Annotated in this window: 21 protein-coding genes; 10 read left to right on the forward strand and 11 right to left on the reverse strand. The window is 42.1% G+C overall.

What is annotated here, in order from left to right:
- Window positions 1-52 precede the first annotated feature (52 nt).
- Window positions 53-520 (forward strand): hypothetical protein, encoded by a 468-nt coding sequence (locus Q0788_RS12965; RefSeq protein ID WP_201566557.1) that lies wholly within the window; start codon window positions 53-55, stop codon window positions 518-520.
- Window positions 521-671: 151 nt separating this feature from the next.
- Here the strand turns inward: Q0788_RS12965 and Q0788_RS12970 are convergent, their stop codons facing one another.
- The gene (locus Q0788_RS12970; protein WP_057759806.1) at window positions 672-1,238 is read right to left on the reverse strand and encodes an adenine phosphoribosyltransferase; all 567 of its coding nucleotides are present in this window, start codon (window positions 1,236-1,238) and stop codon (window positions 672-674) included.
- Between the two features lie 365 nt (window positions 1,239-1,603).
- Here Q0788_RS12970 and Q0788_RS12975 point away from each other — a divergent pair, with 365 nt between their 5' ends.
- Window positions 1,604-1,768, forward strand: a complete 165-nt coding sequence (locus Q0788_RS12975) for a rubredoxin (RefSeq protein WP_057759803.1) — start codon at window positions 1,604-1,606, stop codon at window positions 1,766-1,768.
- A 27-nt stretch (window positions 1,769-1,795) separates the two neighbouring features.
- A complete protein-coding gene (locus Q0788_RS12980; RefSeq protein WP_102092481.1) occupies window positions 1,796-2,845 on the forward strand; it encodes an alpha/beta hydrolase in 1,050 nt (349 codons plus the stop codon).
- 258 nt (window positions 2,846-3,103) lie between these two features.
- Here the strand turns inward: Q0788_RS12980 and Q0788_RS12985 are convergent, their stop codons facing one another.
- Window positions 3,104-4,126, reverse strand: coding sequence for a WG repeat-containing protein (locus Q0788_RS12985; protein ID WP_298811358.1), 1,023 nt, complete (start codon window positions 4,124-4,126; stop codon window positions 3,104-3,106).
- Window positions 4,127-4,607: 481 nt separating this feature from the next.
- Here Q0788_RS12985 and Q0788_RS12990 point away from each other — a divergent pair, with 481 nt between their 5' ends.
- Window positions 4,608-5,540: a DMT family transporter gene (locus Q0788_RS12990; protein WP_298811359.1), complete on the forward strand. Its 933-nt coding sequence runs from the start codon at window positions 4,608-4,610 to the stop codon at window positions 5,538-5,540.
- Between the two features lie 144 nt (window positions 5,541-5,684).
- Here the strand turns inward: Q0788_RS12990 and Q0788_RS12995 are convergent, their stop codons facing one another.
- A complete protein-coding gene (locus Q0788_RS12995; RefSeq protein WP_102092484.1) occupies window positions 5,685-7,109 on the reverse strand; it encodes a solute carrier family 23 protein in 1,425 nt (474 codons plus the stop codon).
- 522 nt (window positions 7,110-7,631) lie between these two features.
- Here Q0788_RS12995 and Q0788_RS13000 point away from each other — a divergent pair.
- Window positions 7,632-9,065, forward strand: coding sequence for an L-serine ammonia-lyase (locus Q0788_RS13000; protein ID WP_298811360.1), 1,434 nt, complete (start codon window positions 7,632-7,634; stop codon window positions 9,063-9,065).
- 127 nt (window positions 9,066-9,192) lie between these two features.
- On the opposite strand, the gene Q0788_RS13005 is transcribed toward Q0788_RS13000, so the two are convergent.
- The 3 genes from Q0788_RS13005 to xthA form a co-directional block, all read right to left on the reverse strand.
- Window positions 9,193-9,591, reverse strand: coding sequence for a DUF4377 domain-containing protein (locus tag Q0788_RS13005; protein ID WP_101204449.1), 399 nt, complete (start codon window positions 9,589-9,591; stop codon window positions 9,193-9,195).
- Window positions 9,592-9,960: 369 nt separating this feature from the next.
- Window positions 9,961-11,184: a bifunctional glutamate N-acetyltransferase/amino-acid acetyltransferase ArgJ gene (gene argJ, locus Q0788_RS13010; protein ID WP_298811361.1), complete on the reverse strand. Its 1,224-nt coding sequence runs from the start codon at window positions 11,182-11,184 to the stop codon at window positions 9,961-9,963.
- 175 nt (window positions 11,185-11,359) lie between these two features.
- Window positions 11,360-12,184, reverse strand: coding sequence for an exodeoxyribonuclease III (xthA, locus tag Q0788_RS13015; protein ID WP_201571811.1), 825 nt, complete (start codon window positions 12,182-12,184; stop codon window positions 11,360-11,362).
- A 205-nt stretch (window positions 12,185-12,389) separates the two neighbouring features.
- On the opposite strand from xthA, the gene Q0788_RS13020 reads away from it, so the two are divergent.
- The 5 genes from Q0788_RS13020 (at window position 12,390) to Q0788_RS13040 (ending at window position 19,225) form a co-directional block, all read left to right on the forward strand.
- On the forward strand, window positions 12,390-12,977 hold the full coding sequence (locus Q0788_RS13020) for a thioesterase family protein (protein WP_298811362.1): 588 nt from the start codon (window positions 12,390-12,392) through the stop codon (window positions 12,975-12,977).
- 6 nt (window positions 12,978-12,983) lie between these two features.
- Complete coding sequence (locus tag Q0788_RS13025) at window positions 12,984-13,820, forward strand: ATP-binding cassette domain-containing protein (RefSeq protein ID WP_298811364.1); 837 nt, start codon at window positions 12,984-12,986, stop codon at window positions 13,818-13,820.
- Between the two features lie 147 nt (window positions 13,821-13,967).
- A complete protein-coding gene (gene fetB / locus Q0788_RS13030; protein ID WP_298811367.1) occupies window positions 13,968-14,744 on the forward strand; it encodes an iron export ABC transporter permease subunit FetB in 777 nt (258 codons plus the stop codon).
- A 461-nt stretch (window positions 14,745-15,205) separates the two neighbouring features.
- Window positions 15,206-16,903 (forward strand): AMP-binding protein, encoded by a 1,698-nt coding sequence (locus tag Q0788_RS13035; protein ID WP_298811369.1) that lies wholly within the window; start codon window positions 15,206-15,208, stop codon window positions 16,901-16,903.
- Window positions 16,904-17,524: 621 nt separating this feature from the next.
- The gene (locus Q0788_RS13040) at window positions 17,525-19,225 is read left to right on the forward strand and encodes an AMP-binding protein (RefSeq protein ID WP_298811370.1); all 1,701 of its coding nucleotides are present in this window, start codon (window positions 17,525-17,527) and stop codon (window positions 19,223-19,225) included.
- A gap of 89 nt (window positions 19,226-19,314) precedes the next feature.
- On the opposite strand, the gene Q0788_RS13045 is transcribed toward Q0788_RS13040, so the two are convergent.
- The 5 genes from Q0788_RS13045 to sohB all read right to left on the reverse strand — a co-directional run bounded on the left by Q0788_RS13045 (window position 19,315) and on the right by sohB (window position 25,095).
- On the reverse strand, window positions 19,315-20,184 hold the full coding sequence (locus tag Q0788_RS13045; protein WP_298811373.1) for an SDR family oxidoreductase: 870 nt from the start codon (window positions 20,182-20,184) through the stop codon (window positions 19,315-19,317).
- Between the two features lie 122 nt (window positions 20,185-20,306).
- Window positions 20,307-21,071, reverse strand: a complete 765-nt coding sequence (locus Q0788_RS13050; RefSeq protein WP_298811376.1) for a histidine phosphatase family protein — start codon at window positions 21,069-21,071, stop codon at window positions 20,307-20,309.
- A gap of 48 nt (window positions 21,072-21,119) precedes the next feature.
- Window positions 21,120-22,364: a phosphotransferase family protein gene (locus tag Q0788_RS13055; RefSeq protein WP_298811378.1), complete on the reverse strand. Its 1,245-nt coding sequence runs from the start codon at window positions 22,362-22,364 to the stop codon at window positions 21,120-21,122.
- Between the two features lie 241 nt (window positions 22,365-22,605).
- Entirely contained in the window at window positions 22,606-23,856 is a 1,251-nt protein-coding gene (locus Q0788_RS13060) for an acyl-CoA dehydrogenase family protein (RefSeq protein WP_298811428.1), read from the reverse strand.
- A gap of 258 nt (window positions 23,857-24,114) precedes the next feature.
- Entirely contained in the window at window positions 24,115-25,095 is a 981-nt protein-coding gene (sohB, locus tag Q0788_RS13065; protein ID WP_298811380.1) for a protease SohB, read from the reverse strand.
- Window positions 25,096-25,292: the final 197 nt, after the last annotated feature.

Genomic DNA, 25,292 nt, shown 5'->3' on the forward strand with positions numbered 1-25,292 from the left:
ATAGTAAGTTGGCTATCATTACCTACTTCAAATGACAAGAAGCAAGGCTTATATGAAACGGCTATCAATATTATTGGCAGGCAGTGCTTTAGCGATCAGCGCCCAGGCAGTCAACTGGGTAGAGGTGTCCGAGAGCAGCTCTGGATCAATTTTTAGTATAGATTTGGATTCTATTGAAAGCTCTGACATCAGTATCATAGATGAAAAAGACGTCGAAAATATCACGGTATCTATCCTTAGAACCTATCCTAAAGACAAAGATGCCGATAAAGATGACTCGAAGGAAGAAAAAAACAGTATTGACCATAGTGAGCAGCAACTACTCATTTCATGTAAAGACGCCAGTTACTATAGACGAGCCTTCGTTAACTACGATGCTGAAGGCAAAGTAACCAAATCATGGCAGTCAGAAAAACCAATATTGACCACAAAAGACTTTAAAGTCACTACACCAAAGACAGTCGGTCGTACGGTGATAGAGCAGTCTTGTAAGGACTACGAACAAGACGAAGAGCAATAAACACAGCCTACTTAACACAATACTAAAAAACATTAATACAGCATCAAAAAAAGCGCCCTGACATAGTATCAGGGCGCTTTTTTATTTGGAGAATCGTTTAACTATATCGACAATACAACCTGTCTAGTAGTCAAAGAAATAGCAATTCATTTTAAGCTTTGAGTACCGTATAAACAGGTACTGGGAACTCGCCATGCAAGTCGACCAAGTCCAGTAACACTAACGCACCGACTACAGTATGGTCAGCCGATTGGCACAGCTCGTAAGCAGTGGTCAACGTACCACCAGTCGCCAAGATATCATCGACCAATAGTACGCGCTCAGGCGGTAGATTGTTTTGCATCTCAAGCGTGTCTTTACCATACTCCAATGCGTAGGCTTTGTTGGCAACCGGTGGCGGCAGCTTACCTGGTTTACGCAGCAAGATCATGCCTTTGCCCAGACGGCCTGCTAGCATACTGGCAAATACAAAGCCGCGCGCTTCTACTGCACCCAGACAATCTACCTCGTCCATAAGCCCTTCTGGCAAAGCGGCAAGCAGCGCATCGATGACAGCGTCAATATGACTGCGCAGTAACGGGGTAATGTCGTAAAAATCAATGCCAGCTTTTGGAAAGTCTGGTACTGTGCGAATAATCTGCCAAAACGGATGGTCAGTATTGAGCACATGAGACGTCTCATTGTTGGTGGCGGATGTGGCGGCGGCATTGGTACTCATGATGACCCTTAGCTTATGTATTTAGATGGTTTAGTTAGTTTAGATAAGACAACAGCTGGATGATATATCAGCGATAAATGCTAAGCATTACTGTGAATTTAGCGGCGATTATTATAGCATAATTGGTTTTCGTATGGCGGGCTGGCGTCCAGTCTTGTTATTAAGCGCTAATAAGGTAACGTATGTGATTGACTTGATAAAAGAAAAGTCATCTCAATATACAAGTGTAAACTTAACTATGAAAATTGCGGTTATATGCTAAACTACGTGCGTTTTTGCAGTCTAATATAATAGCTGTAATATTAAAAATGAGCGTTTATAGCACGCTGTAACTGTAATACTGGTAATGATCGATAGGACTATTTATGAAACGTTATGAATGTATTGTCTGCGGCTGGATATATGATGAAGCGCTTGGCTGCCCAGAAGAAGGTATCGCACCTGGTACTAAGTGGGAAGACATCCCTGATGACTGGACTTGCCCTGAGTGCGGTGTCGGCAAGCTTGATTTTGAGATGCTTGAGCTGTAGTAGATGACCCTCTAATTAGGACACTTCATGACAAAATCAAATGACATCAATAGTGCCAAATTGCCTGAAACGCTAGATAACAATCTAGAAGATCATCTGAATAACTACCCTACTCCTGAGTGGCGCAAGTTTGGGGAGCATCAATGGCGCGACTCTGACTTGAGTAAGCACCTTCGTCAAGCAATGATTGACATCGGTGATGGTATTGAGTTGTGTGTCGAAGCTGGCGGTAACCCCAACAATCCGCCGCTGCTGATGATCATGGGGCTAGGCTCACAAATGATATTTTGGCCAGACAATTTTATTAAGCGCTTTATCGATGCTGGTTTTTTTGTGATTCGTTTTGATAATCGTGATATCGGCTTGTCTTCTAAAGTACAGATAGAAGGCTTGCCGCGTATTAGCCAGCTTAAAATGATGGTACGTCTACAGACAGGGCTGTCTAACAAAAGCACACAGGTTGCTTATAACTTGACGGACATGGCTGAAGACACCGCACGTCTAATTAAAGCACTAAAGCTTGGTAAGACACATCTGCTTGGGGCTTCGATGGGCGGTATGATTGCACAAATCGTGGCGGCACGTTATCCAAGCTTAGTACAGCGAATGGCACTTATGTTTACCACGACCAATCGTGCATTTTTGAAGCCGCCAAAACCCAAACAGCTATACACCCTTATCAATCGTCCAGAGAGCCACTCTGAGCGTGATATCGTACGTCATAGCGTTTGGTTTATGAAGACCGTTGGTACACCAGGTCATGTGAATGTGCGTATGGTGCGTGAAATTGCTAAGATTCGTTATCAACGCAACTTCCACCCGCTTGGTACAGTACAGCAGCTCAATGCTATCTTAGCATCAGGCTCTATCAGCCGATTTAGTAAGCAAGTTAAAGCACCAACGATTGTATTACATGGTAGTGCTGATGGACTCCTGCCTGCCTCGCAGGGCCGAGTCGTTGCCAAGACCATCCCTAATGCTACGTTCCATCTCATCGAAGGCATGGCACACGATATTCCAGAGTATTATCAGCCTTATATGGTTGACTTAATCAGCAATCATTTATCGAGCAAATAGCTTTAAACACATCAGTGTCAAAAAAAGAGTGCAAAACCTATCGCTAACTCACAGGTTTTACACTCTTTTTTATTGCCTATTTAATCCTAGGGCGTGTCCTCAATTCAATCGATAGTTATCTAAATGGGTTAAAAATGGCTAAATCTTGCCAAATGGCGTCAAATAGCTGACTAATATCTCGATATTATCCTTGTTTGACTGCGATTTATCTCATTTTTATCACTATTTTTAAAATGAGGACACGCCCTAGCAATTGCATCAATCACAAGCAACGCCAGCGCCTTCCTTATCAATACACATTTTATTCCCATTCTTTAGGTTACCAATCCACGCCTTACCACCTGTAAATACAAAGGATGGTTTACCCTGATAGCTATCGTTAGCGTTCACACCATTATTAGCAAAGCGAAAAGGAATCACCAGCTCACCGCCTAAATTGACAAACCCCCACTCTTCACCGATACGCACGCCAGCATACTCCTCAGAGAACGGACGCACTTCGTCAAATGAGTACGTAATCATCGTGACATTATTGTCATCGACGAAACCCCATTTACCATCTTGCTGACGCGATTGAAGCGTCGTAAAACGCGCTGGTACAGACTGTGATGCCGCGCTAGGTTTTTCGTTAGAAGAAGTAGGTTTATTTACTGCCTGAGTGTCATTCTGGGCATTTGGATCATTCGCTGCATTACCGTTTTTATCCACCCAACTGGTTGCACGGCCTTTGCGTACACGCGCCACTCCATTACGATAATTATCGATATCATCAATCGCTGCAGAAAACGAGATAACGGTATTATTGGATGTATTAATCACACCATAGTTACCCTCTTTTTTTACCACGATACGCCCATCCGATACAGGACGCGCCCAACCTTGACTCTCTGTCAATATATCGTACATAGCAGGCACGACTTCGCGGCCCTGCATATTAAGATAACCAACGCGACTGTTGCGCAGTACAGGCAACAGACCGCCTGACAGTTTATCGGCATCGACTTTTTGATAACGTGATAAATCAACGACTCGTTTGCCTTTTTTATCAATTAAAGCCACTGGCGCACCAAAGTCTTTGATCGCCAAAAAGTAACTACTACTAGCCGTGCAGGAGACGTTTTTATAATAACTTTTTGGGATTTTACAACTGGCGGCATGTGCGCTAGGCATCAAAAACAATGCGCTAGATAGCATTGTCACGACGACACCGTATTGCGATATTTTTGGTAGCGAGCCAGACAATGTATGTGGCTGTTTTTTTGATAGCAATCGTTGAAGCATAAATAAACCTAGACAAATAATATAGATTGTTTTGTATAAAAAATCAGACGTTAAGTACATTATATCGTCAATCTACTATACATGTGTTGCAGCGTTAATGTCGCTTAAAGTGCTACACACATATCCTCTGTGTAGAAATATCACTTGTATACATTATGCTCTTTCCTACTCCTACGAATCGTCGCCCTGATACAAATATTTTGATATAAGTACTATTACCCAACTGTCATAAGTCTATTTCTAAAAACGCAGCCATATCAAATACTTTGGTTATTTATTTGCGTCTGACATACTCAGAAATTTTCCGAACAGCGAGAATATCTGTATTCAGCATAATAAATTATGGTTTTGCCATTTCATTTTGTACTTAAAACCACGACAATATGGCTTTGTGTCAACATAAGTTCTGACATGATGCAATGATAATAAGAGTGCTGTTATTCAAAATGCTGTTATTCAAATACTGTTATAAGGATAAATTATGGCTATTGCTTCAACGCGATCTGCACCTATTGGCTTAGTCATTGGTTGTATCATTTTTGGATTGGGCAGCTTAATTGTCGCTCACGTCGATATTGGTGGCTGGGCCATGTCGTTTTGGCGATTGGCTGTTTCTGGTATTGTATTTGCGGTATTGGCTAAGATAATGGGCCAACGTATGCCCAAATCAAGACGCGCCATTTTTTATGCGCTACTATCAGGGGCGTTTTTAGGATTAGATTTGGCGCTGTGGCATGAGAGTATTTATGCGGTTGGGCCTGGTATTTCGACGCTGCTTAATAGTCTGCAAATATTTTTCTTGGCCGCGATTGGGTTTATGTATTTCAATGAGCGTCAGTCTATCGTGCAGCTTATTAGTTTGTTTTTGGCAATGCTGGGCGTGGCGATGATAGGTAGCCCTGAATTCGCACATAACACTGCTGCGACTTGGGGCTTTGTTACTGGTATTGTGTCAGGTGCCATGCTAGCTGCATCAATGACCTTTATCCGCAAAACGCATGACATTGAACCGACACCTATATTTATGCTAATGCAGCTGATCAGTATCGGCGGCGTCTTAGCCATGATTATACCGATGTTTGTATTTGACACAGGTAATATCCTACCCAATACATGGTCTGAGATTGGCTGGGTGCTTATCTATGGTACGGTGATGCAGTGCTTGGCATGGGGATTGATTGCCTACTCTATCCCTAAGCTATCTCTGGCACTGACTGGACTGCTATTGTTGACTGAGCCTATTGCAGCCCTTGTCATTGACTATAGCTGGCTGGACAAGCCGATTAACACTTTACAGTGGAGTGGCGCATTACTAACGATGTTTGCTATTTACTTAGGCTCATTGAAGCCAAAGCCACGCGCCCTTCGCCGCTATCGTTTTTTTTCAAGATTTTATAAGCGAAATTATAAGTAATATTGATTTTTTTCAAGACTGTTGTTCAACACTGCCATAAAAAAAGCGCCCATGCTATCGATAGCATGGGCGCTTTTTATTAGATGAGATATGCTTTGACCATATTTATTTGATAGGCGCAAACTTCACTCTCATCAGTATTACTTATTTCGCTTCAGAACTTTGGTTAAACAAAGCATTTAACACGATAGCGGCTAAAGTAGCAGTACCGATACCGCCTAAATCAAAGCCACCTAAGTGCAAGCTAAAGTTACCAGTACCCATAATGACCGTCACTGCCGCGATGATTAGGTTGCTGTTTTTACTAAAATCAATATGGCTATCGATCCAGATTTTTATCCCAGCAACAGTAATAAGACCAAAGACAACAATAGAAGCACCGCCCAATAGAGCCGCCGGTATAGTCTGAATAATCGCACCAAACTTTGGTGACAGTCCCAATATGATAGCAACCAATCCTGCTACGACAAATATCGTCGTACTATACACTTTGGTAACCGCCATGACACCGATGTTTTCAGCATAAGTGGTGACACCTGTACCGCCAAACCCTGCTGAAAAAGTCGTGGCTAAACCGTCCGCCAAAAATGCTCGGCCCATATAAGGGGTCACACGAGCCTTGGTCATGCCCTCTACTGCCTTAAAATGTCCTAGGTTTTCAGCCACCAAAATAAAAGCCACAGGTGCAATTAGGATAATAGCGCTCATCTCAAAGCGCGGCGTATGAATGCTTGGTAGTCCAAACCATGAAGCAGCAGCTACTGTACTAAAATCAATCGCAGTACCAAATCCTAAAATATTGGTCATGACAAAATAAGCAACGTACGACAGTACCAGACCGACGAGTAGCAATAGACGACGCAACATACCGCGAGTAAATACTGCAACACCACTAATGAGCAGTACGGTCAAGGTAGCCATCCAAGCATCAAACTGATTGGCAGACACGCCTTGAATGGTCACTGGCGCCAAGTTAAGACCGATAATCATGACAATCGCACCCGTCACGATAGGTGGCATCAAACGCTCAATCCAACCTGTACCCGTCTTCATCACTAGCAGACCAATCAATGCATAAATGATACCGCAGGCCATAATACCGCCTAGCGCAACATTTAGATTGTCATTGAACCCTGCGCCTGCATAAGCGGTCACCGCGATGACTGGACCAATAAAAGCAAAGCTTGATCCCAAGTAGCTCGGCATGCGCCCACCAGTAATCATAAAGAACATTACCGTACAGATACCGGACATCAAGATAGCTAAGTTAGGATCAAACCCCATCAATAAAGGCGCAAGCACGGTTGCACCAAACATCGCAAAGGTATGCTGTATACCGAGCAATACGCTTTTTGACGGAGGTAGATAATCGTTGATACCGACTGGATCACGATCCAAGTCGCCCTTATAAGGACGCCATGTCGGAAACCAACGGCCATTTTCAAAATCTGGATTGTGCGGATAATTGATAGCGGCTGAATCAATGCCTGCAGACTCCAAGGCATTTTGAGTCGATAGATCTTGAGCGCTATTGTCTGACGCTGATGAAGGGTCTTTTTGAGATGGCATGCGCGCTTGTCCTATGTGAGCTAAGCTAAAGTAATAGGCTAGAATAACTGATAAAATAAGAATATTAATAAATGGACATATTTCTAAGGGCTTATATAAATAGCAGAACGTTAAGTCTTTCTATCTAGAATATGTCATCCCAATTCATTCATTTATGTTGTAATATGACAAACCAAAAGTATTATTTGGTATGATAGCCATATCTTACTAAATGTATTGATACGGATGTGTCTGACTGAAAAATTTAGTCTTTTTTAATCCGTCTTATTTTATGATGATAACCAACTTACAGGATGTTACATAGTTGTTGACTGCGAGCATGATAACGGAGTTTCAAAATAAATAAAAGTTATTATTCAACTGCCCTCAGTGCTCATTTACCTTATAACCTTCATAAATAGTGTCTCGCGCCCACCTATCAATGGTGACTAGGAGCGATGGCTGTCTATTATATTTTTCATAAAAGCGCCCAATGCCATAGATAAAATAGGCTAAAGCGCTTAAAATTTTTGGTGACTTATTATGATCAGTGTTTTTGATTTATTTAAAATCGGCATCGGCCCATCCAGTTCGCATACAGTCGGACCGATGGTCGCTGCAAACTTATTTTTGACCTCGCTAACTGAGCAGATGGAACTGACTGCAATTAAGACCATTGAGATTGAACTGTATGGCTCTTTGGCGGCGACCGGAAAAGGCCATGCAACAGATACCGCTATCTTGTTAGGACTGCTTGGACATACGCCTAGCACGATAGACACACGCATGACCAGTAGCTACCTATCTCCTATTTTCTCTGACAAGATTCTCAATGTATCAGGCACGCATACGATTGCTTTTGATACAGAGCAAGACATCTACTGGTATGACGATACTGTGCTACCTTATCACCCTAATGCATTGACGCTACGCGCTATCTCAACTGAAGGCGTTCGCTGTCAGCAGACGTACTATTCAGTCGGTGGCGGTTTTGTCATCAATGAAGAAAATGCAACTAACCCAGACGAAGATCATGCCAGCCCGACCATCGATAGAGTTCCCTACCCGTTCAATAACGCAGCAGAGCTACTAGAGCAATGTCGTGAGCATGACTTGAGCATCAGCGAATTGGTACTAGCAAACGAATGTCACTTCCATGCCAAAGAAGAAGTATTTGCTTATCTAGATAGCATTTGGGAAGTCATGCAAGACTGCGTCAAACAAGGCTGTGAAAATGGCGGTATCTTGCCGGGCGGATTAGATGTAAAGCGCCGTGCCCAAGATTTGCATACGCAGCTGTGCGCTGAAAAAGACCAACCTATCACCAAAACTGATAAGTTAGCCGCTATGGACTGGGTCGATTTGTACGCGCTCGCCGTCAATGAAGAAAACGCCAATGGCGGCAAAGTAGTCACTGCTCCAACCAATGGCGCAGCAGGTATCATTCCTGCCGTACTGCATTATTATCGTGACTTTTTGCCCAACTACAGCCAAGATGGGGTTCGTAAGTTTTTGCTAAATGCTACTGCTATCGGTAGCCTTATCAAGCAAAATGCCTCAATCTCTGGTGCTGAAGTCGGTTGCCAAGGTGAGGTTGGTTCTGCATGTGCAATGGCAGGCTCTGCACTGGCAGAAATCATGAATGGCACGCCAGCCAAATGCCTAAATGCAGCAGAGATTGGTATTGAACACAATCTAGGCCTTACCTGTGATCCTATTGGCGGACTGGTACAAGTGCCTTGTATCGAGCGTAATGCGATGGGTGCAGTCAAGGCAATCAATGCAGCACGTCTAGCCTGTAGAGGTAATGGTCAACACTTCGTATCTTTAGATAAAGCGATAGAGACGATGAAGCAAACAGGTGCCGATATGTCTGATAAATATAAAGAAACAGCACGAGGCGGCCTGGCAGTTTATGCTGATAATAGAATCCCTACAGCAACGCGCGGCGTTAGTGTCAATTACAGTCAATGCTAATCTGAATTCTCAAAAACTAATTTACTTATAATAGAAACAACAAAAAGGCCTCTAACGAATTAGAGGCCTCTTTGTCAGGTATAACTGCTTTTATAACTGCTTTATCATTTATATATTACTACTAATATTATTCAGCAGTTTTTGATACCACTTCGTTTAGAATCCAAACTGGCTGCACTACGTTTGAGCCTTCTGCTGTTACTGCTTCTTGACGTACATCTAGGACATAACGATAGTTCGGCTCATAAGTAAAGCCTTGAATATTACCGTTTAGCGTAGTGTAGTTTTTCTGATAGGTCTGACGATACTGCAAGCACTGTGATTCAACCATGCTGCCATCAGTAGCAGTCAAGTCACACACTGCTTTACGCGGTGCAATTTCCACTTCAAAACTCGGGATATTTACTACTTTTACATTCATAGGTTGTCCTTCAACAACCATCGTGCGCTCATCATCCATACTCATCGTAGAGCAACCAGAAAGGGCAAAAGTCGTCATTAATGCTGCAAGTGCTAATTTCTTCATTATTCAATCCTCAGATAATTGTTATTGATTCTTTATTGATAGCTTAGTTACTGACTTATTTATTGAGTTAGCTAATAATTCATTGTACTCATTGTTACTTAGATAAACTTATTATTTTGAACACCTTATCTTGCTTTGCTACAAGCTAACAAGGTCATTTGCTTCTTACTGGAACCAGTATAGGTCGCTAGTCGTCTTACCCTCTATGACTGCTTTGTAAAGTAACGTCAGCTTTTGCAACTGATGTTAATGAAGCGTATTGAATAGCGGAGTTATTTGCTACTGAGCAGAAGTTTGACATTAAAAAGCCAGAACAATATATGTTCTGGCTCTTATATAACTATGCAAATTCTGTTTTGTTTAAAATGACTAGCTACGATAATCAGCATTTATTTTGACATAATCGTATGATAAATCGCAGGTATATACGGTATCACTAGCATCGCCACGTGCAAGGTCGATATGAATGGTAATCTCAGGTCGGCTCATGACTGTTTTGCCCGCCTCTTCTGTATAGTCAGGTGCAACACCGCCATTTTGGCAAATCATTACCTCGTCTAGATACACATCGACTTGCTCTGTGTCTAGGTCTTCGATACCAGCATAGCCCACTGCTGCTAATATGCGTCCCCAGTTAGCATCACTAGCAAAGAATGCCGTTTTTACTAAGGGTGAATGTGCGACTGCATAAGCCACATCGCAGCATTCTTGCGTGGTTTGACCGCCAGTCACTTTGACCGTCATAAATTTAGTAGCGCCTTCTCCATCACGTACAATCAGTTGTGCCAGACGGACAAACACATCAGCCAATGCATCAAATACAGGTTGATAATGTGGATGCTCTGGGCTATCAATCACCTCTGAGCTAGCAGCACCTGTTGCGATTAACACACAACAGTCATTGGTTGAGGTATCGCCATCGACAGTAATGCGGTTGAAAGACTGTTCATTGATAGCGCTTAGCATTTCTTGCAATACGTCAGCAGCGATATTAGCATCTGTCGCCACATAGCCTAGCATAGTTGCCATATTCGGGCGTATCATTCCTGAGCCTTTAGACATACCAGTAACATGATAGCTAGTACCTGCTACATCAATTTTTTGGCTGGCCAATTTAGGAATGGTATCTGTTGTGCGAATGCCATTAGCAGCGGCTAGCCAGCTATCAGACGCTAGGTTAGCCAATGCATTATCCAGACCTGCGATGACCGCATCACTATTTAGCGGCTCACCAATCACGCCGGTAGAGAATGGCAATATCGTATTGGTATCTACACCGGCCTTTTCAGCCAACGCTGTACAGATATCAATAGCGCGGCGCTTGCCATCAGCGCCCGTACCTGCATTTGCGTTACCAGTATTAGTGACTAAATAGCGCGGACTAACCTTAGCAAAGTGCTCACGCAATACTCGCACTGGCGCTGCACAAAAGGTGTTTTTAGTGGTGACAACCGCAGTAGTAGCTTTGTCAGATATTTCGATAACTACTAGATCATCGCGGTCTTTATAACGAACGCCTGCCGCTGTGGCACTGAGCTTGATGCCGTCGATAGGATAGATAACGTCAGGTACTGATACATTTCCAACAGCCATAATAAAATCCTTATTCTTCAATTTTTATCGTTATTTACGGAATACAAAGTGATAAATACTATAGTCAGTTCAAGACAGTTCAGATACAAGAAGAACTAGCTGTAGCACTACAACCAGCAGACTGAACAAGCTAATCATCGTATCTAATTGACATGAGATTGACTATATATAAGTATTACTGTTTCTTTAGGTCAAATGCTGACCAAATCGGTGCATGGTCAGAGGGTTTTTCCATAGCACGTAGCTCATAACTAATACCAGCATCGATACATTTATCGATTAAGTCTGAGGTACATAGGATATGATCAATACGTAACCCGCGCTTAGGTTCATCATTGAAGCCGCGACTGCGATAATCAAACCAGCTGTATAACTCAGTGCTCTCTGGATAATGCAGGCGGTAAGTATCTGTCAGCTCACGTGACATCAATGCTGAATACCATTCGCGCTCTTCTGGCAGAAATGAGGTTTTTCTGTTTTTCAACCAGCGTTTGGCATTAACTTCACCAATACCAATATCGATATCTTCTGGTGCGATATTCATATCACCCATGACGATAATCGAACGACCTTCTGCTTTTAGCGTATCAATATAAGCCATCAAATTGGCATAATAAGCGCGCTTCATTGGAAATTTGGTCGGGTGATCTTGGCTCTCTCCTTGCGGGAAGTAACCATTGAGCACATCCACTTCACGACCTTCAAACTCATAACGTGCATGGATAAAGCGCTTTTGGGCTTCTTCATCTTCGCCAGGGAAGCCTTTTTGTACAAACACAGGTGCAGCTTTGGATAATAGTGCAACGCCGTAATGCCCTTTTTGTCCAAAATACTCGACGTGGTAGCCTAGGCTTTCGATATCGCTAAGCGGAAATTGATCATCATGAACCTTGGTTTCTTGTAGGCCCATGACATCAGGATCGATTACCTCGCGCACCGCCTCGAGCTGATGCTGACGTGCACGGATACCATTGATGTTAAAACTGACAAAACGGGTCATAAACTGTCCTATACTGATTGGTTAGAATATAGCGCTCTATAAATAGGTGAAATATAAACGACTATGATAACAAATGTAAGCGTTTCTAGCGGTTGCATGGCCTGATATCTTGAGCTAGAGTAACTCTATTATAAGCACTATCTATTATTGGTCTATCTGAAACACTTTTATTCAACAATACTTATTAAAAATATCGAGCATCACTATGACAACAATTAAGCGAAAAAATACGACATCAGCCATGAATAATGACACCAAACCATTATTTGCTAAAGATTATAACGTCTATATTAACCATACTGATGCTGGCGGTATAGTCTATCACGCCAATCACTTGGTGTTTTTTGAAAACTGCCGACGCGACTGGTTTACTGAGCTAGGCTTAAATGGCTATTTTTTGCAGACTGACAGTGGTGAAGTACAGCATTTTGTCGTGAGTCAGGCGGACTTGCAATACAAAAGAGCCATTCTATTAGATGAGGTAATTAGCGTACGTATCGATAAAGTGGAGCTAAAACCTGCCAGCATCATATTTTACCAAAGCATATACCGCAATCTACCAAATCATGGCACTACCGAAACAGATGATAGCCAGCTACTAAGCAGTACCAAAATCGTCATTGCCTGCGTACAAAACCTCGTCAAACCAGAGCCAATGAGTAATGACGAAATAGGCAGCGATAAACCAGATACTGCAGCGACAACTCCACCAATGCGTCCTATTCGTGTGCCAAAAAAACTGCGCGTTACGATCGAACAAGCTATCAACGAGCAAGTAAATGGTCAGCAGTAGAACGCTATGAGCATAGATACGGATAGAGTGTTGCTTGAATTTGATAACCTATGGGTACATAGCCAACGGACGATACGTACTCATAGCATTAAAGATAGCAAAGAAGCCTCGAATAAAATCTCTATGCCGTCTAGCATTTATCAAAAATGGACAAGCAAGCTAACCGCAAACACTTCACTAGATAAAGAACCATCAACTCCTGCTCTAGCACTAATAAGTGGTGCAAGCGGTACGTTATTGTCAGGGCAAGTCACTGTTTTGACAGGAGCGTCTGGTAGCGGTAAATCAGTACTATTGCGAGTATTGGCAGGATTATTACCAATGAGCAGCGGTACTGTTCGTTTGCACGATGACACGTCGAGTAATGTTTATCACGATATGCATGAGACTGCGCCTATACGGTGGCGCCAGCAGGTCGCCCTACTTGCTCAGCATCCACAACTGTTAGACGGTAGTGTCCTTGAAAACTTACAAATGCCTTATCAATTATATGCTCACCAATCGCAGACTTTTGACATAGACTGGCATGTTGCTCAGCTTGAACACTTAGATAGAAGTGCAGATTTTTTGCAACAAGACGCTAAGCATTTATCTGGTGGCGAGCGCCAACTGGTCAATACATTACGTCTATTGCAACTCAGTCCACAAGTTCTATTGCTAGATGAACCAACTGCTGCTTTGGACATGGACACTTCAGCACAGCTAGTCAACTTACTTATCAACTGGTTGCACGCAGATGCACAGCGTACACTCCTATGGGTGACTCACGACACAAAAGATATTATGCCTTTGGCAAATAGACACTGGCATATGCAAGCAGGTGTGCTCACTGCAGACTCTTGACATCTTTTTGATTGGCAATATTTAATCAAATGAGTAAGTCGTCGTATAGTTGCTCAGACAATTTAACACGTTAATAACCTTAACCCTCACCTTGTATTATTACCATAATTACTTCCTAAATAAGCTCATACGAGTGGTACGAATGATATGCAAATATTTCTCACTTATGGTGATATCGCTCTTGCTAGCAGCCTAATTATCATTGTATTACTCATCTCTTGGCGCTTACGTTTAAAGCTAAGCAAGACCCTTTTGATAGCGGCATTTCGTACGATCATACAGCTTAGCTTTATTGGGCTAATACTGGCGTGGATTTTCGCACGTGAACAATGGTATGAAGTGCTACTTATCTTAACGGTCATGACTTTAATTGCAGCAAGTGCCGCCAAGAATCGTGTTAAACGCAGCTATAAAGGGTTATTAACAGATACGTTATTAGCAGTTGGCATCTCAGCAATATTAGTAACGGCGATTGCGATTATAGCGATTTTGAATGTTGAGCCTTGGTATACACCACAATTCATTATTCCTATATTGGGTCTGATATTAGGAAACTCCCTGACTGCCATTTCGTTGACGAGCAATCAATTGATTGAATCCTTTCATGAGCAATCAGGGCGCATAGAAATGATGCTCAGTCTATCTGCTAAGCCATTCGAAGCCGTCCATGAACAGATAAAAGCAGCTATCACTAATGGCATGACCCCAACCCTGAACTCTATGCTAGTCGTCGGTATTGTTAGCTTACCAGGCATGATGACGGGTCAAATCCTAGCGGGCGCCGATCCCTCTCAAGCCGTACGCTATCAAATAGTCACTATGTTCCTGATATGTGTCAGCAGCACGCTTGGCTGCACCATCAGTGCCTTACTTATTTATCGAAGATTCTTTAATAAAAAAGATCAATTCATTTTACCGCGATAATTTTGGCATCTATATCCCTTTGCGTTTTATCAGCTCATCAATATTAGCTATTTAATACTTCATTTATGAGATAACAAAGTCAATATATTCTTATAAGTTAATATATGTACTGATCAGTATCGCTTACTGTTATTGTTTTAGACTAAATTCATGCTAATGTATTGCTCAAATGTATCGTTTTTTTGATACTTTATTTGTAAGTTGCAGATAAATATTTTTAGAACGAGCATTATTTTTATTACTGAACTTTTTATTTATTTGTTCTATTTAATGCTTTATATAAATACTCATTGAATAAAATGCTGTGACAGCAGCAAAAAAACTAGCTATTAATCAATAGACAGGGATGCTATTGATTACGGTAGATACCACTTAAATAAGTAGTGGTTTGTACCATTGATAGATTGACAACTACCTTTTTAAAATACTTTAGCCTATATCAAATCGCAAGGATGCTAACTATGATATCGAACAAACCTTGGCTTTCTCAATATCCAGCCGGTGTGCCAAAAACCATTAACCCCGATAGATATAGCAGCATTATGGAGCTGTACGAAGAATGCTTCGATCGCTTCCGTGGACATCCGATGAGCATTTGTATGGGAGTGACTCATACTTATGGTGATATTGATAATGCTTCGATGGCAGTCGCCGCTTGGCTACAGAACCAAGGCTTGCCAAAAGGTAGTGTCGTCGCTCTCATGATGCCAAACGTTCCACAGTATCTACCAACTATGATTGGGATATTGCGTGCAGGCTATGTATGCACCCCTGTCAACCCGCTATATACTGGCCGAGAATTGCGCCATCAGCTTAACGATTCTGGTGCTCAAGCAATTTTTGTGGTCGATAACTTTGCCCAAGCGCTTGAGCAAGTCATTGAAGAAACGGCTATCAAACGTGTCATCCTATCGAAAATGGGCGATATGATGGGTTTAAAAGGTATTTTGGTCAATACAATTATTCGTCAGGTCAAACGCTTAGTACCCAAGTACAATCTTAATGATCCTAAGTACCACGTCACTAAATTCCCTGAAGTATTGAAAAAAGGTAAAAACCTACCTTTTCAGCAACCAAAAATGTCTTTGGATCAAAAAGCATTTTTACAATATACAGGCGGTACCACAGGTCTTTCGAAAGGCGCTATTTTGTCACAGCGTAATATCGTAGCAGCAGCGATGCAATCCGAGGCATGGACCCGCCCTATTACGTCAGAAATCAACGAAGTGTATATCAATATGGTAATGGCGCTGCCGCTCTATCATATTTTTGCATTCATGCTGAGTTTACTTGGTATGCGCTCAGGCTATACCTTTATACTAGTACCTAATCCACGTGATATTCCTGGATTTGTTAAAACCTTATCAAAACAACCGTTCCATATTTTCCCTGCAGTCAACACACTCTTTAAGGGGCTGCTCGATAATCCTAACTTTAAAGATTTGGACTTTAGCTCTTTACGTATCTCACAAGCTGGTGGTATGGCGGCTACTGAGCAAACTGCGAATCGCTGGTTAGAAGTGACTGGCTGCGCGATGATCGAAGGCTGGGGTATGACAGAAGGCGTTGCAGTCGGCACTGCTAACGTTATTACCAATCGTGAGTTTAACGGTACTATCGGTGTACCGGCACCTGGCGTAGATGTCATTATTATCGATGAAGACGGTAGACATGTAGATCTAAATGAAGGGGGCGAGCTCTGTATTAAAGGCCCTAACGTAACCTCTGGATACCTGAACAGAGACAGTAGTGCTGACTTTACTAGTGATGGTTATTTCCGCACTGGTGATATTGTCAGTATGGATGACAAGGGTTATATCAAACTGCTAGATCGTAAGAAAGACATGATCTTGGTTTCAGGATTTAACGTATTCCCTAATGAAATCGAGTCTGTGATGCTTGACTGTGATGGTATTCTTGACTGCGCGGTAATTGGTATTCCTGATAGTCATCAAGGTGAAGCGGTCAAAATATACGTAGTACCTGAAGACAATAACGTTACCAAAGAAGTGATTACGGACTTTGCATTAGATAATCTAACGGGTTATAAGTGTCCACGCCACATCGAGTTTGTGAGCGACCTACCGAAGAGTAATGTCGGTAAAGTACTGCGTCAAAAATTGCATGAAAAACACAATGCAGACCATCCACAAAGATAAACAAACATCAAAGTTTTAATTTTTCGAAAATTTGATTTTGTTTGCACTAAAGAGCATTTTACATTTAATGTAGAATGCTCTTTTTATATATTTACCTTCTGTCATTCAATTACGACACTACCCTATTTTATATCAGCTATATGACATTTTTTGAATAAATTTCATGTTAATTACTTGATAAGAAAGTAAATTATTTGTCTAGGTAATTTCTGATTATTCAACATATATTATTTTATTTATCAAATTTAACTGTAAACTATCAAGTTCTTGTATAAGAATAACAGGCACGGTTGTAGTTATGTTAATGTATTGCCAAAATGTGTCACTATACTTTCTGTTATTTTGATCTTATATAATTATGACTCATATCGATTGATTAGCAGTATTTACTAGTAGCTATTTTCATTACCAAAACATTAATTGTTTTTTTAATCTGATGAGATATTTATGCTCTGTGGTTAAATCAAACTTTATAAGGGCCTCGTATTTTAGCAGTATGTGAATATATAGGATAACACTCGACAATTTCTTGCTAACGGAACAGCAATTTAAATTGTTGACATGGATGTGACTACTTTTTTATAGAGCCTTAATTTATTTTAATATTTAAGGACGCTAATCATGACTATAGATAAACCTTGGCTTGCTCAATACCCAGAAAACGTACCTAAGACGATTAATCCGGATCAGTATGAAAGCCTCATAGAGTTATATGAAGAGTGTTTTAACCGCTTTCGTATGCATCCGATGTCTATCTGTATGGGTGTTACGCATACTTATGGTGATGTTGATACTGCTTCACTGGCAGTCGCAGCATGGTTACAGGCTCAAGGTTTACCTAAAGGCAGCGTAGTGGCTCTCATGATGCCGAACGTGCCACAATACCTACCGACTATGATTGGCATTTTGCGTGCAGGTTACGTTTGTACGCCAATAAACCCACTATATACAGGCCGTGAGCTGCGTCATCAATTAAATGACTCAGGCGCTCAGGTTATCTTTGTTGTTGACAACTTTGCTCAAGCCTTAGAGCAAGTCATTGAAGAGACCAATATCAAACGTATCGTGCTGTCAAAAATGGGCGATATGATGGGTCTAAAAGGTATTTTGGTCAATACGGTCATCCGTCAGGTCAAACGCTTGGTTCCTAAATACAACTTAAATGATCCTAAGTACAATGTTACTAAGTTCCCTGAAGTATTAAAAAAGGGAAAAAACCTACCGATTCAAGCACCAAAGACTACCATACAACAAAAAGCTATTTTGCAGTATACAGGTGGTACGACTGGACTATCTAAAGGTGCTGTCTTAACACAGCGTAACGTTATAGCCGCTGCCATGCAATCAGAAGCATGGTTCCGCCCTGTGACCTCAGGTATCAACGAAGTATATATCAATATGGTTATGGCGTTACCGCTATATCATATTTTTGCCTTTGTTTTGAGTTTGCTCGGTATGCGTTCGGGCTATACCTTTATTCTAGTACCTAATCCGCGCGATATGCCAGGCTTTGTCAAAACCTTGTCAAAGCAGCCATTCCATATTTTCCCTGCGGTGAATACCTTGTTTAAAGGACTGCTTGATCAACCAAACTTTAAGAACCTAGATTTTAGCTCATTACATCTTTCTCAGGCTGGTGGTATGGCAGCCACTGAGCAAACTGCAGCACACTGGTTGGAAGTAACAGGTTGCCCAATGATTGAAGGTTGGGGTATGACGGAATGTGTGGCAGTAGGTACCAATAATATTATTACTGACCGAAAATTTAACGGTACTATTGGTATTCCAGGACCTAGCGTCGATGCTATTATCATCGATGATGAAGGTAATCGTCTTGGCATACATCAAGCTGGTGAAATGTGCATGAAAGGCCCTAACGTAACCTCTGGTTATTTCAATACAGACAATACCAATGACTTTACCAGTGATGGTTACTTCCGTACTGGTGATATCGTTAGCATGGATGAGAAGGGTTACTTTACTCTACTGGATCGTAAGAAAGACATGATCTTAGTCTCAGGCTTTAATGTATTCCCGAATGAAATCGAATCTGTCATGCTCGATTGTGATGGCATCGTCGATTGTGCTGTGATCGGTATTCCTGATGAAAATCAAGGTGAAGCGGTTAAGATCTATATCGTACCTGCCGATAACAATGTCACTAAAGAAGTCATCAAAGAATTTGCGCTGGACAATTTGACTGGTTATAAATGTCCACGCCATATTGAGTTTGTCAGTGAATTACCAAAGAGTAATGTTGGTAAAATACTGCGTCAAAAATTGCGTGAACAGCATATGTCAGACAACCCTCAAACGTTGTAATACTTGCCCTGCTATTTCAGAGCAAATAGAAGAAGTCCACTATTATTGTAGTGGGCTTCTTCTTTTCAGCATTAAGAAAACCGATTTGATTAGCTCAGTTTATTCATTACCTGTAATGGCAAATGCTTCATCGCATGACTGACCATGGACCAAGGCAGGCTCGGCACACAGGCTTCATCCACACCCGCTTCGATAGCCGCGACAATGGCTTTAGTACCAGTATCTGTATCGACTTCAAATGGCAATGGCTTAGAGCCTTCGTTGATTTCAGTGCGAATGTAGCCCGGGTAAATTGTAGAAACTTTGATAGGAAGATTGGTCAAAAGCATATCAGCACGAATGCCTTCTGCTAAGTGAGCCAGACCAGCTTTACTTGCACCATAGGTTGTCAGATGTCTGGGCAATCCACGCATGGCTGACATGCTAGATATCACGACCAAATGCCCATTGTTCTGAGCACGGAAGATATTCATAGCGGCTTCACACTGTGCCAGTGCTGCTACAAAATTGACATCAGCAGTGCGACGGTTGGTTTCAAAATGCCCTTTACCAATGCGGCGACTATCACCAATACCTGCATTAACCACTACTCGCTCAATGCTACCGAAATCATCTGCAAAAGCATCAAACACTTGAAAAACCGTATCATAATCACTCACATCTAGTGCTTGGTATTCGACTCGGATATCAGGGTACTTGTCCATCATTTCCGATTTTAGATGCTCTAAACGATCAATGCGACGCGCACATATGGCCAAGTTGTAGCCAAGGCTAGCAAATAGTCTAGCCATGCCCTCGCCCAGACCTGAACTGGCACCTGTGATAAGCACCGTTTTACCGCTGCCTACTTGCTGCTTCTTCAAGTCCTTTAGATAACTTGCAGGTCGAACCGCGCCTACTATCTGGTTTTTGCTATGGCGCGCACTTTTAGCAACCAATTTTATTAATTTATTTTGCATGTACCGTCCTTTGTATATCGATATTGCACAGAATCAAATTGGTATTTCTTAGTATAAACGTCGATAAGGCTTATACTTTAAGCAGATATGACACTACATTATTCGCAAAATTACACGCAAAATTATCGCCATGTCACGAATGGTTTACCATCAGAGAATAAATGACTGTATTCATTTAAAGACAACAAGCGAGAACTTTGATTCTTTAAAGTAATAGAGGTCACACCCGTATTAACCAAGCTTTTATTCAGCTGATAAGCGGTCTGACTGCCTTGTCGCAATAACTGGGCAGTGATTGCAGCGATGACGCCGCCTGAAGTGAATACGAGTACGGTGCTGTCCTGATCTAAGCTCATGCTTGCTACTTTCGTACGTACTTGTTCAAGGGCTTGCTGTGCACGATTATTAAACTGTGGCCAGCTTTCAAGATAGTCTTGATCATTGTCACCAGCATGCCAGCGCTGCATCGCTTGATCAAATAGCTCAGCCAATCGCGTGGCTGGCGATTCTGCTTTGGCAATTTCAGCTGAGATGTCAGATCGATTGCCCGATGCCGATGCTGACTTAACGAACACGTCTTTATGATTAAATTCATCAAATTGCGGCAGAATATAACTATCAGGCTGATCAAAGTTGATTACAGGCGCAACAGCTGTGCCATCGCTATTATTGGCATGTACAGACGATTGGTAACGCTCCCAAAAATGACGTGCTGAGTCTTGCTGCCGAACCAACCTACCAGTAAATATGGCATCAATACGGCGCTGCGTAGCTGCATAGTGCTGACCTAACATTTGTGCCTGAACAGTGCCTAGTTCTGAGAGTTGATCATAGTTTTCTTGTCCAAAAGACGCTTGGCCATGACGTGCTAAAAGTATGGTTGTCATAAATTATTACCTTTTATCATATTTGCTAAAGTACGGTTTGCTCAATGCTTACGCTTCAGGAGAGTCAGGTGCTTTTGCAAAATAACCTTTTGGTAAAATACTTTTGACCACTTTTTGAACAGGACTTGGTAACTGCTCAATAGCAGCAGCATCTACGCCTATGTCTTCTAAATGCGGCTGCACATGCGCATTGAATAAAGCTTCGCCTTCATATTGCGCAATTAATTTGAGACATTTAGCATGCATGACATGTATAACGAGCCAAGCGTTTTTGAAAGCTGGATTGGTGGTTTGCTTATGATAATAACGATAGTAGATTTGCTGAATAATGCCTGAGAGGCGGAACAATCCGAACACTTCATAAAAGGTCCAATTATCTATCTCTAAACCTGACTGTTTTAGATAATATTCGACCACTTCATCACGCGTCATCATGCCTTCTAAATGTGTTGGCTGACGACGGAACTGCTGCATGATGATATTGTCATCTTCTTCAATCCAGTAAGCCAACGCACTACCTAAGTCCATCAGTGGATCGCCAAGGGTTGCCATCTCCCAGTCGAGCACGCCAATCACTTTGGTCGACTCATCCGCATCAAGTATGACATTGTCAAAGCGCCAATCATTATGAATGATACAAGTTTTGCTATCAGCTGGTGTGTGCTTAGCAAGCCATTGTCTGACCAGCGCAAAGCTCGGTACATTAGGTGTCTTTGCTTTGACATAACGTTTATCCCAACCACTGATCTGGCGTTCACAGTAACCTTCACCGCGGCCCAAATTGACCAAATCAGGATGCTCGGTATAGTCTATCTGATGTAGCTCTACCAAAGCGTCTAATACATTGGTACAAAGCAGACGCGTTTGCTCAGGATTTAGATCGATACCTTCTGGCAATTCTGCGCGAGGAATAATACCCTCCATCCGCTCCATCACATAAAAATCAGCGCCGATAACATCTTCATCCGTACATAGCGCAATCATCTCAGGTACATAAGGATAAGCATCTTTTAACGCTTTTTGAACGGTGTACTCACGCACCATGTCATGGGCAGATTTTGCTTTGGTACCTTTTGGTGGACGACGTAATATGAGATCTTGGTTTTTATCTTCACCTTCATATTGTAGTCGATACGTCCAGTTTGATGCGCCGCCTGAGAACTGAGTGACCGTAGGCTCGCCTACCACGTCGACACCTTGATCGCGAAGCCATTCACTGACTGCTTTGGCATCAAGCTCTTCACCTTCGCGTACGGCACCGCCTTTGTCTAGTACTTTATTATCAGTTGCCATGAGACATTCCTTATCATGTGGTCATTTATTTTTATAACAGATATGCGAGCTAGTTCTCAATTCAGTTTATCTCATTCTTCTCACTATTTTTGAAATGAGGACTCGCTTTAGTGATGAAAAATTCACTACTAAGTCGTTAATAGTGAATTTTCAATTAGCATTTTGATTGGCTTATTCTTGATAGTTGCGTGAGCAAATCAAAACTAACTCACACAACCGTTTGTTAAGAGCAAACTTAAGGCTAAGCTTTGTCAGATTTAGCAGAACGACTAAAGCCTTGACGTTTCAGTTCTAGCTTAGCAATCATAGTTTTATGTACTTCATCTGGACCATCTGCTAAACGTAGTACACGTGCTTGCGCATAAAAGTTTGGTAACAAGGTATCTTGACATACGCCCATACCACCATGAATCTGAATCGCCATATCGACGACTTCTTGTAGCACAGTTGGCGCCACTACTTTAATAGCAGAGATTTCAGTCAATGCGGCTTTGGTGCCTTGAGCATCCATTTTTTGGGCGGCGTACAATGTGAGCAAGCGTGCTTGGTCGATTTTGATACGAGCCTCGCTGATACGCTCAAAGTTACCACCCAATTGTAGTAATGGCTTACCAAAGGCAGTACGTGACATGCCGCGCTTGACCGCTAACTCAAGAGATTTTTCGGCAGCACCGATACAGCGCATGCAATGATGAATACGACCTGGCCCTAGACGACCCTGCGCAATCTCAAATCCCTTACCAGGTCCACCAATAAAGTGGCTGACAGGCACACGTACATTTTCAAAGCTAATCTCACCGTGTCCGTGCGGTGCATCATAGTCACCAAACACTTTAAGCATACGTTTAATGTTCACACCTGGTGTGTTGACTGGCACAAGCACCATCGAATGCTGATGATGACGGTCTGCACTGTCATCCGCGGTATATGCCATCACAATCAAGACATCAACTGCTGGATCGCCAAGACCAGATGACCACCACTTGCTACCATTGATGACAATCTCATCACCATCTACTACCGCTGTTGCTTGCATATTGGTTGCATCACTTGACGCCACATCAGGTTCAGTCATACAGAATACAGAGCGTGTCTTACCTTCTAGAATTGGGGTAAGCCACTTGTCTTGCTGCTCTTGAGTACCGTAGCGCCATAACAGCTCCATGTTACCGCTATCAGGGGCATTACAGTTGAATACATGAGGTGCTAGCAAACTGCGGCCAGTCAATTCTGCGATAGGTGCATAATCAGTTACCGAAAGCCCTGCACCTAGTGTGTCATCTGGCAGGAATAAATTCCACAAGCCTTCTTCACGTGCTTGTTTGCGCAGGTTTTCGTAGGCTTCTGGCCACTCCCAGTTTTCCCAATTACCATCAGGGTTTTTCTTATGACAATCTTCCCAGAATTGGGCTTCGATAGGCTCAATATTCGTTTCGATGAACGCTTTGACTTTGGCATGCATGGCTTGACCATGTTCTGTTGCGGTAAACATTAAATTGTCGTTAGACATAAATGACTTCCTTTTCTTTATTGATTGTCTAAATCAAATGTTGATAAAAAGCTCTACTAGAGCTTTAGTGCACGTACGTATACTGTTTTCCGTGTGCTACATTTATAACACAGCAATTGTCAATAAACAGCAAAAAGGCGCGACCAGCTAGGCCACGCCTTTTACAAAATATAAACAATGTATCTAAAAACTTCTGAGCACTAAAATACCATTATTTAACTATCGTAATGATAACTAACATTATTTTAGAATATTTAGGCGACTATTCAAATCAAAACGTGCAAGTGCATCAGGTAATTTATCTACAGCCATACTCAGTGTCGCTTCTGCTGCCTGAGCCAATCCTAACTTTTCTGCTAACGTCGGCTTCTGACGTGAATATAGTGCGTACACTTCGTTGTCTTCCATACGTTCCAAAATATAGCTGTCTGAAGTTTGTAGACTATCAATTAAGTTAAGCTTTAACGCATCTTCGCCATACCAATGCTCACCCGTAGCTACTTTTGTCACATCAAGTGCTGGACGATACGTGTTAACAAAATGCTTGAATAGCTCATGCGTCTGCTCTAGCTCTTCTTGGTACTTGGCACGGTCTTCAGCATCATTTTCACCAAATACAGTCACCGTACGCTTATAGTCACCAGCGGTAAACATCTCATAATCGACGTCATGGTTTTTTAGCCATTTATGAAAGTTTGGCAATTGTGACACCACACCGATTGAACCAATGATAGCGAATGGTGCTGCTATTACCTTGTCTGCAACGCAGGCCATCATATAGCCGCCGCTCGCCGCCACTTTATCAACACAGACCGTCAATTTTAAGCCAGCATCCTTTAGGCGAACCAATTGCGCTGCGGCCAAACCATAACCATGTACCAGACCACCGCCTGATTCGAGACGGACGATAACTTCGTCACCTTTATTTGCGGTACTAATTAGAGTACTGATTTCTTCACGCAAATGTTTGACCGCAGTTGCTTTGATATCACCGTCAAAATCGAGCACAAAAACTTGTGCCTTATCATCAGTATGTTTTTTCTTATTTTTAGTTTTTGCTTTTAATGCTTGCTTGGCTTTTTTGGCCATGACTTTTTTGAACTGTTTGAGGGCAGCTTTGCCTTGGGTGGCTTCCATCAAATCTTCACGGCGCTGCTTTTGAGCATCATTCAAGTGGCGTATTTTAAGCTCGACAGGGTTTTTAGGGGGATGAAATAGCATGGTTACAAATCCTCAAGTCAGTAAATATATTGATATGGCTGTTTTTATTAGCGTGCGGTTGATATGTGCACACTAAGCGGTGTTTTCAAGCATGATGACAATATTTAACCCAATATAAATAACGCAGAATAAATACGTCAGATACTTGCAGACTCCCGTTCTTTGATTGAACTCAGCCGGTTGTATAACAAAGGCAG

Source organism: uncultured Psychrobacter sp., assembly GCF_947500265.1.
Classification (GTDB): Bacteria; Pseudomonadota; Gammaproteobacteria; order Pseudomonadales; family Moraxellaceae; genus Psychrobacter.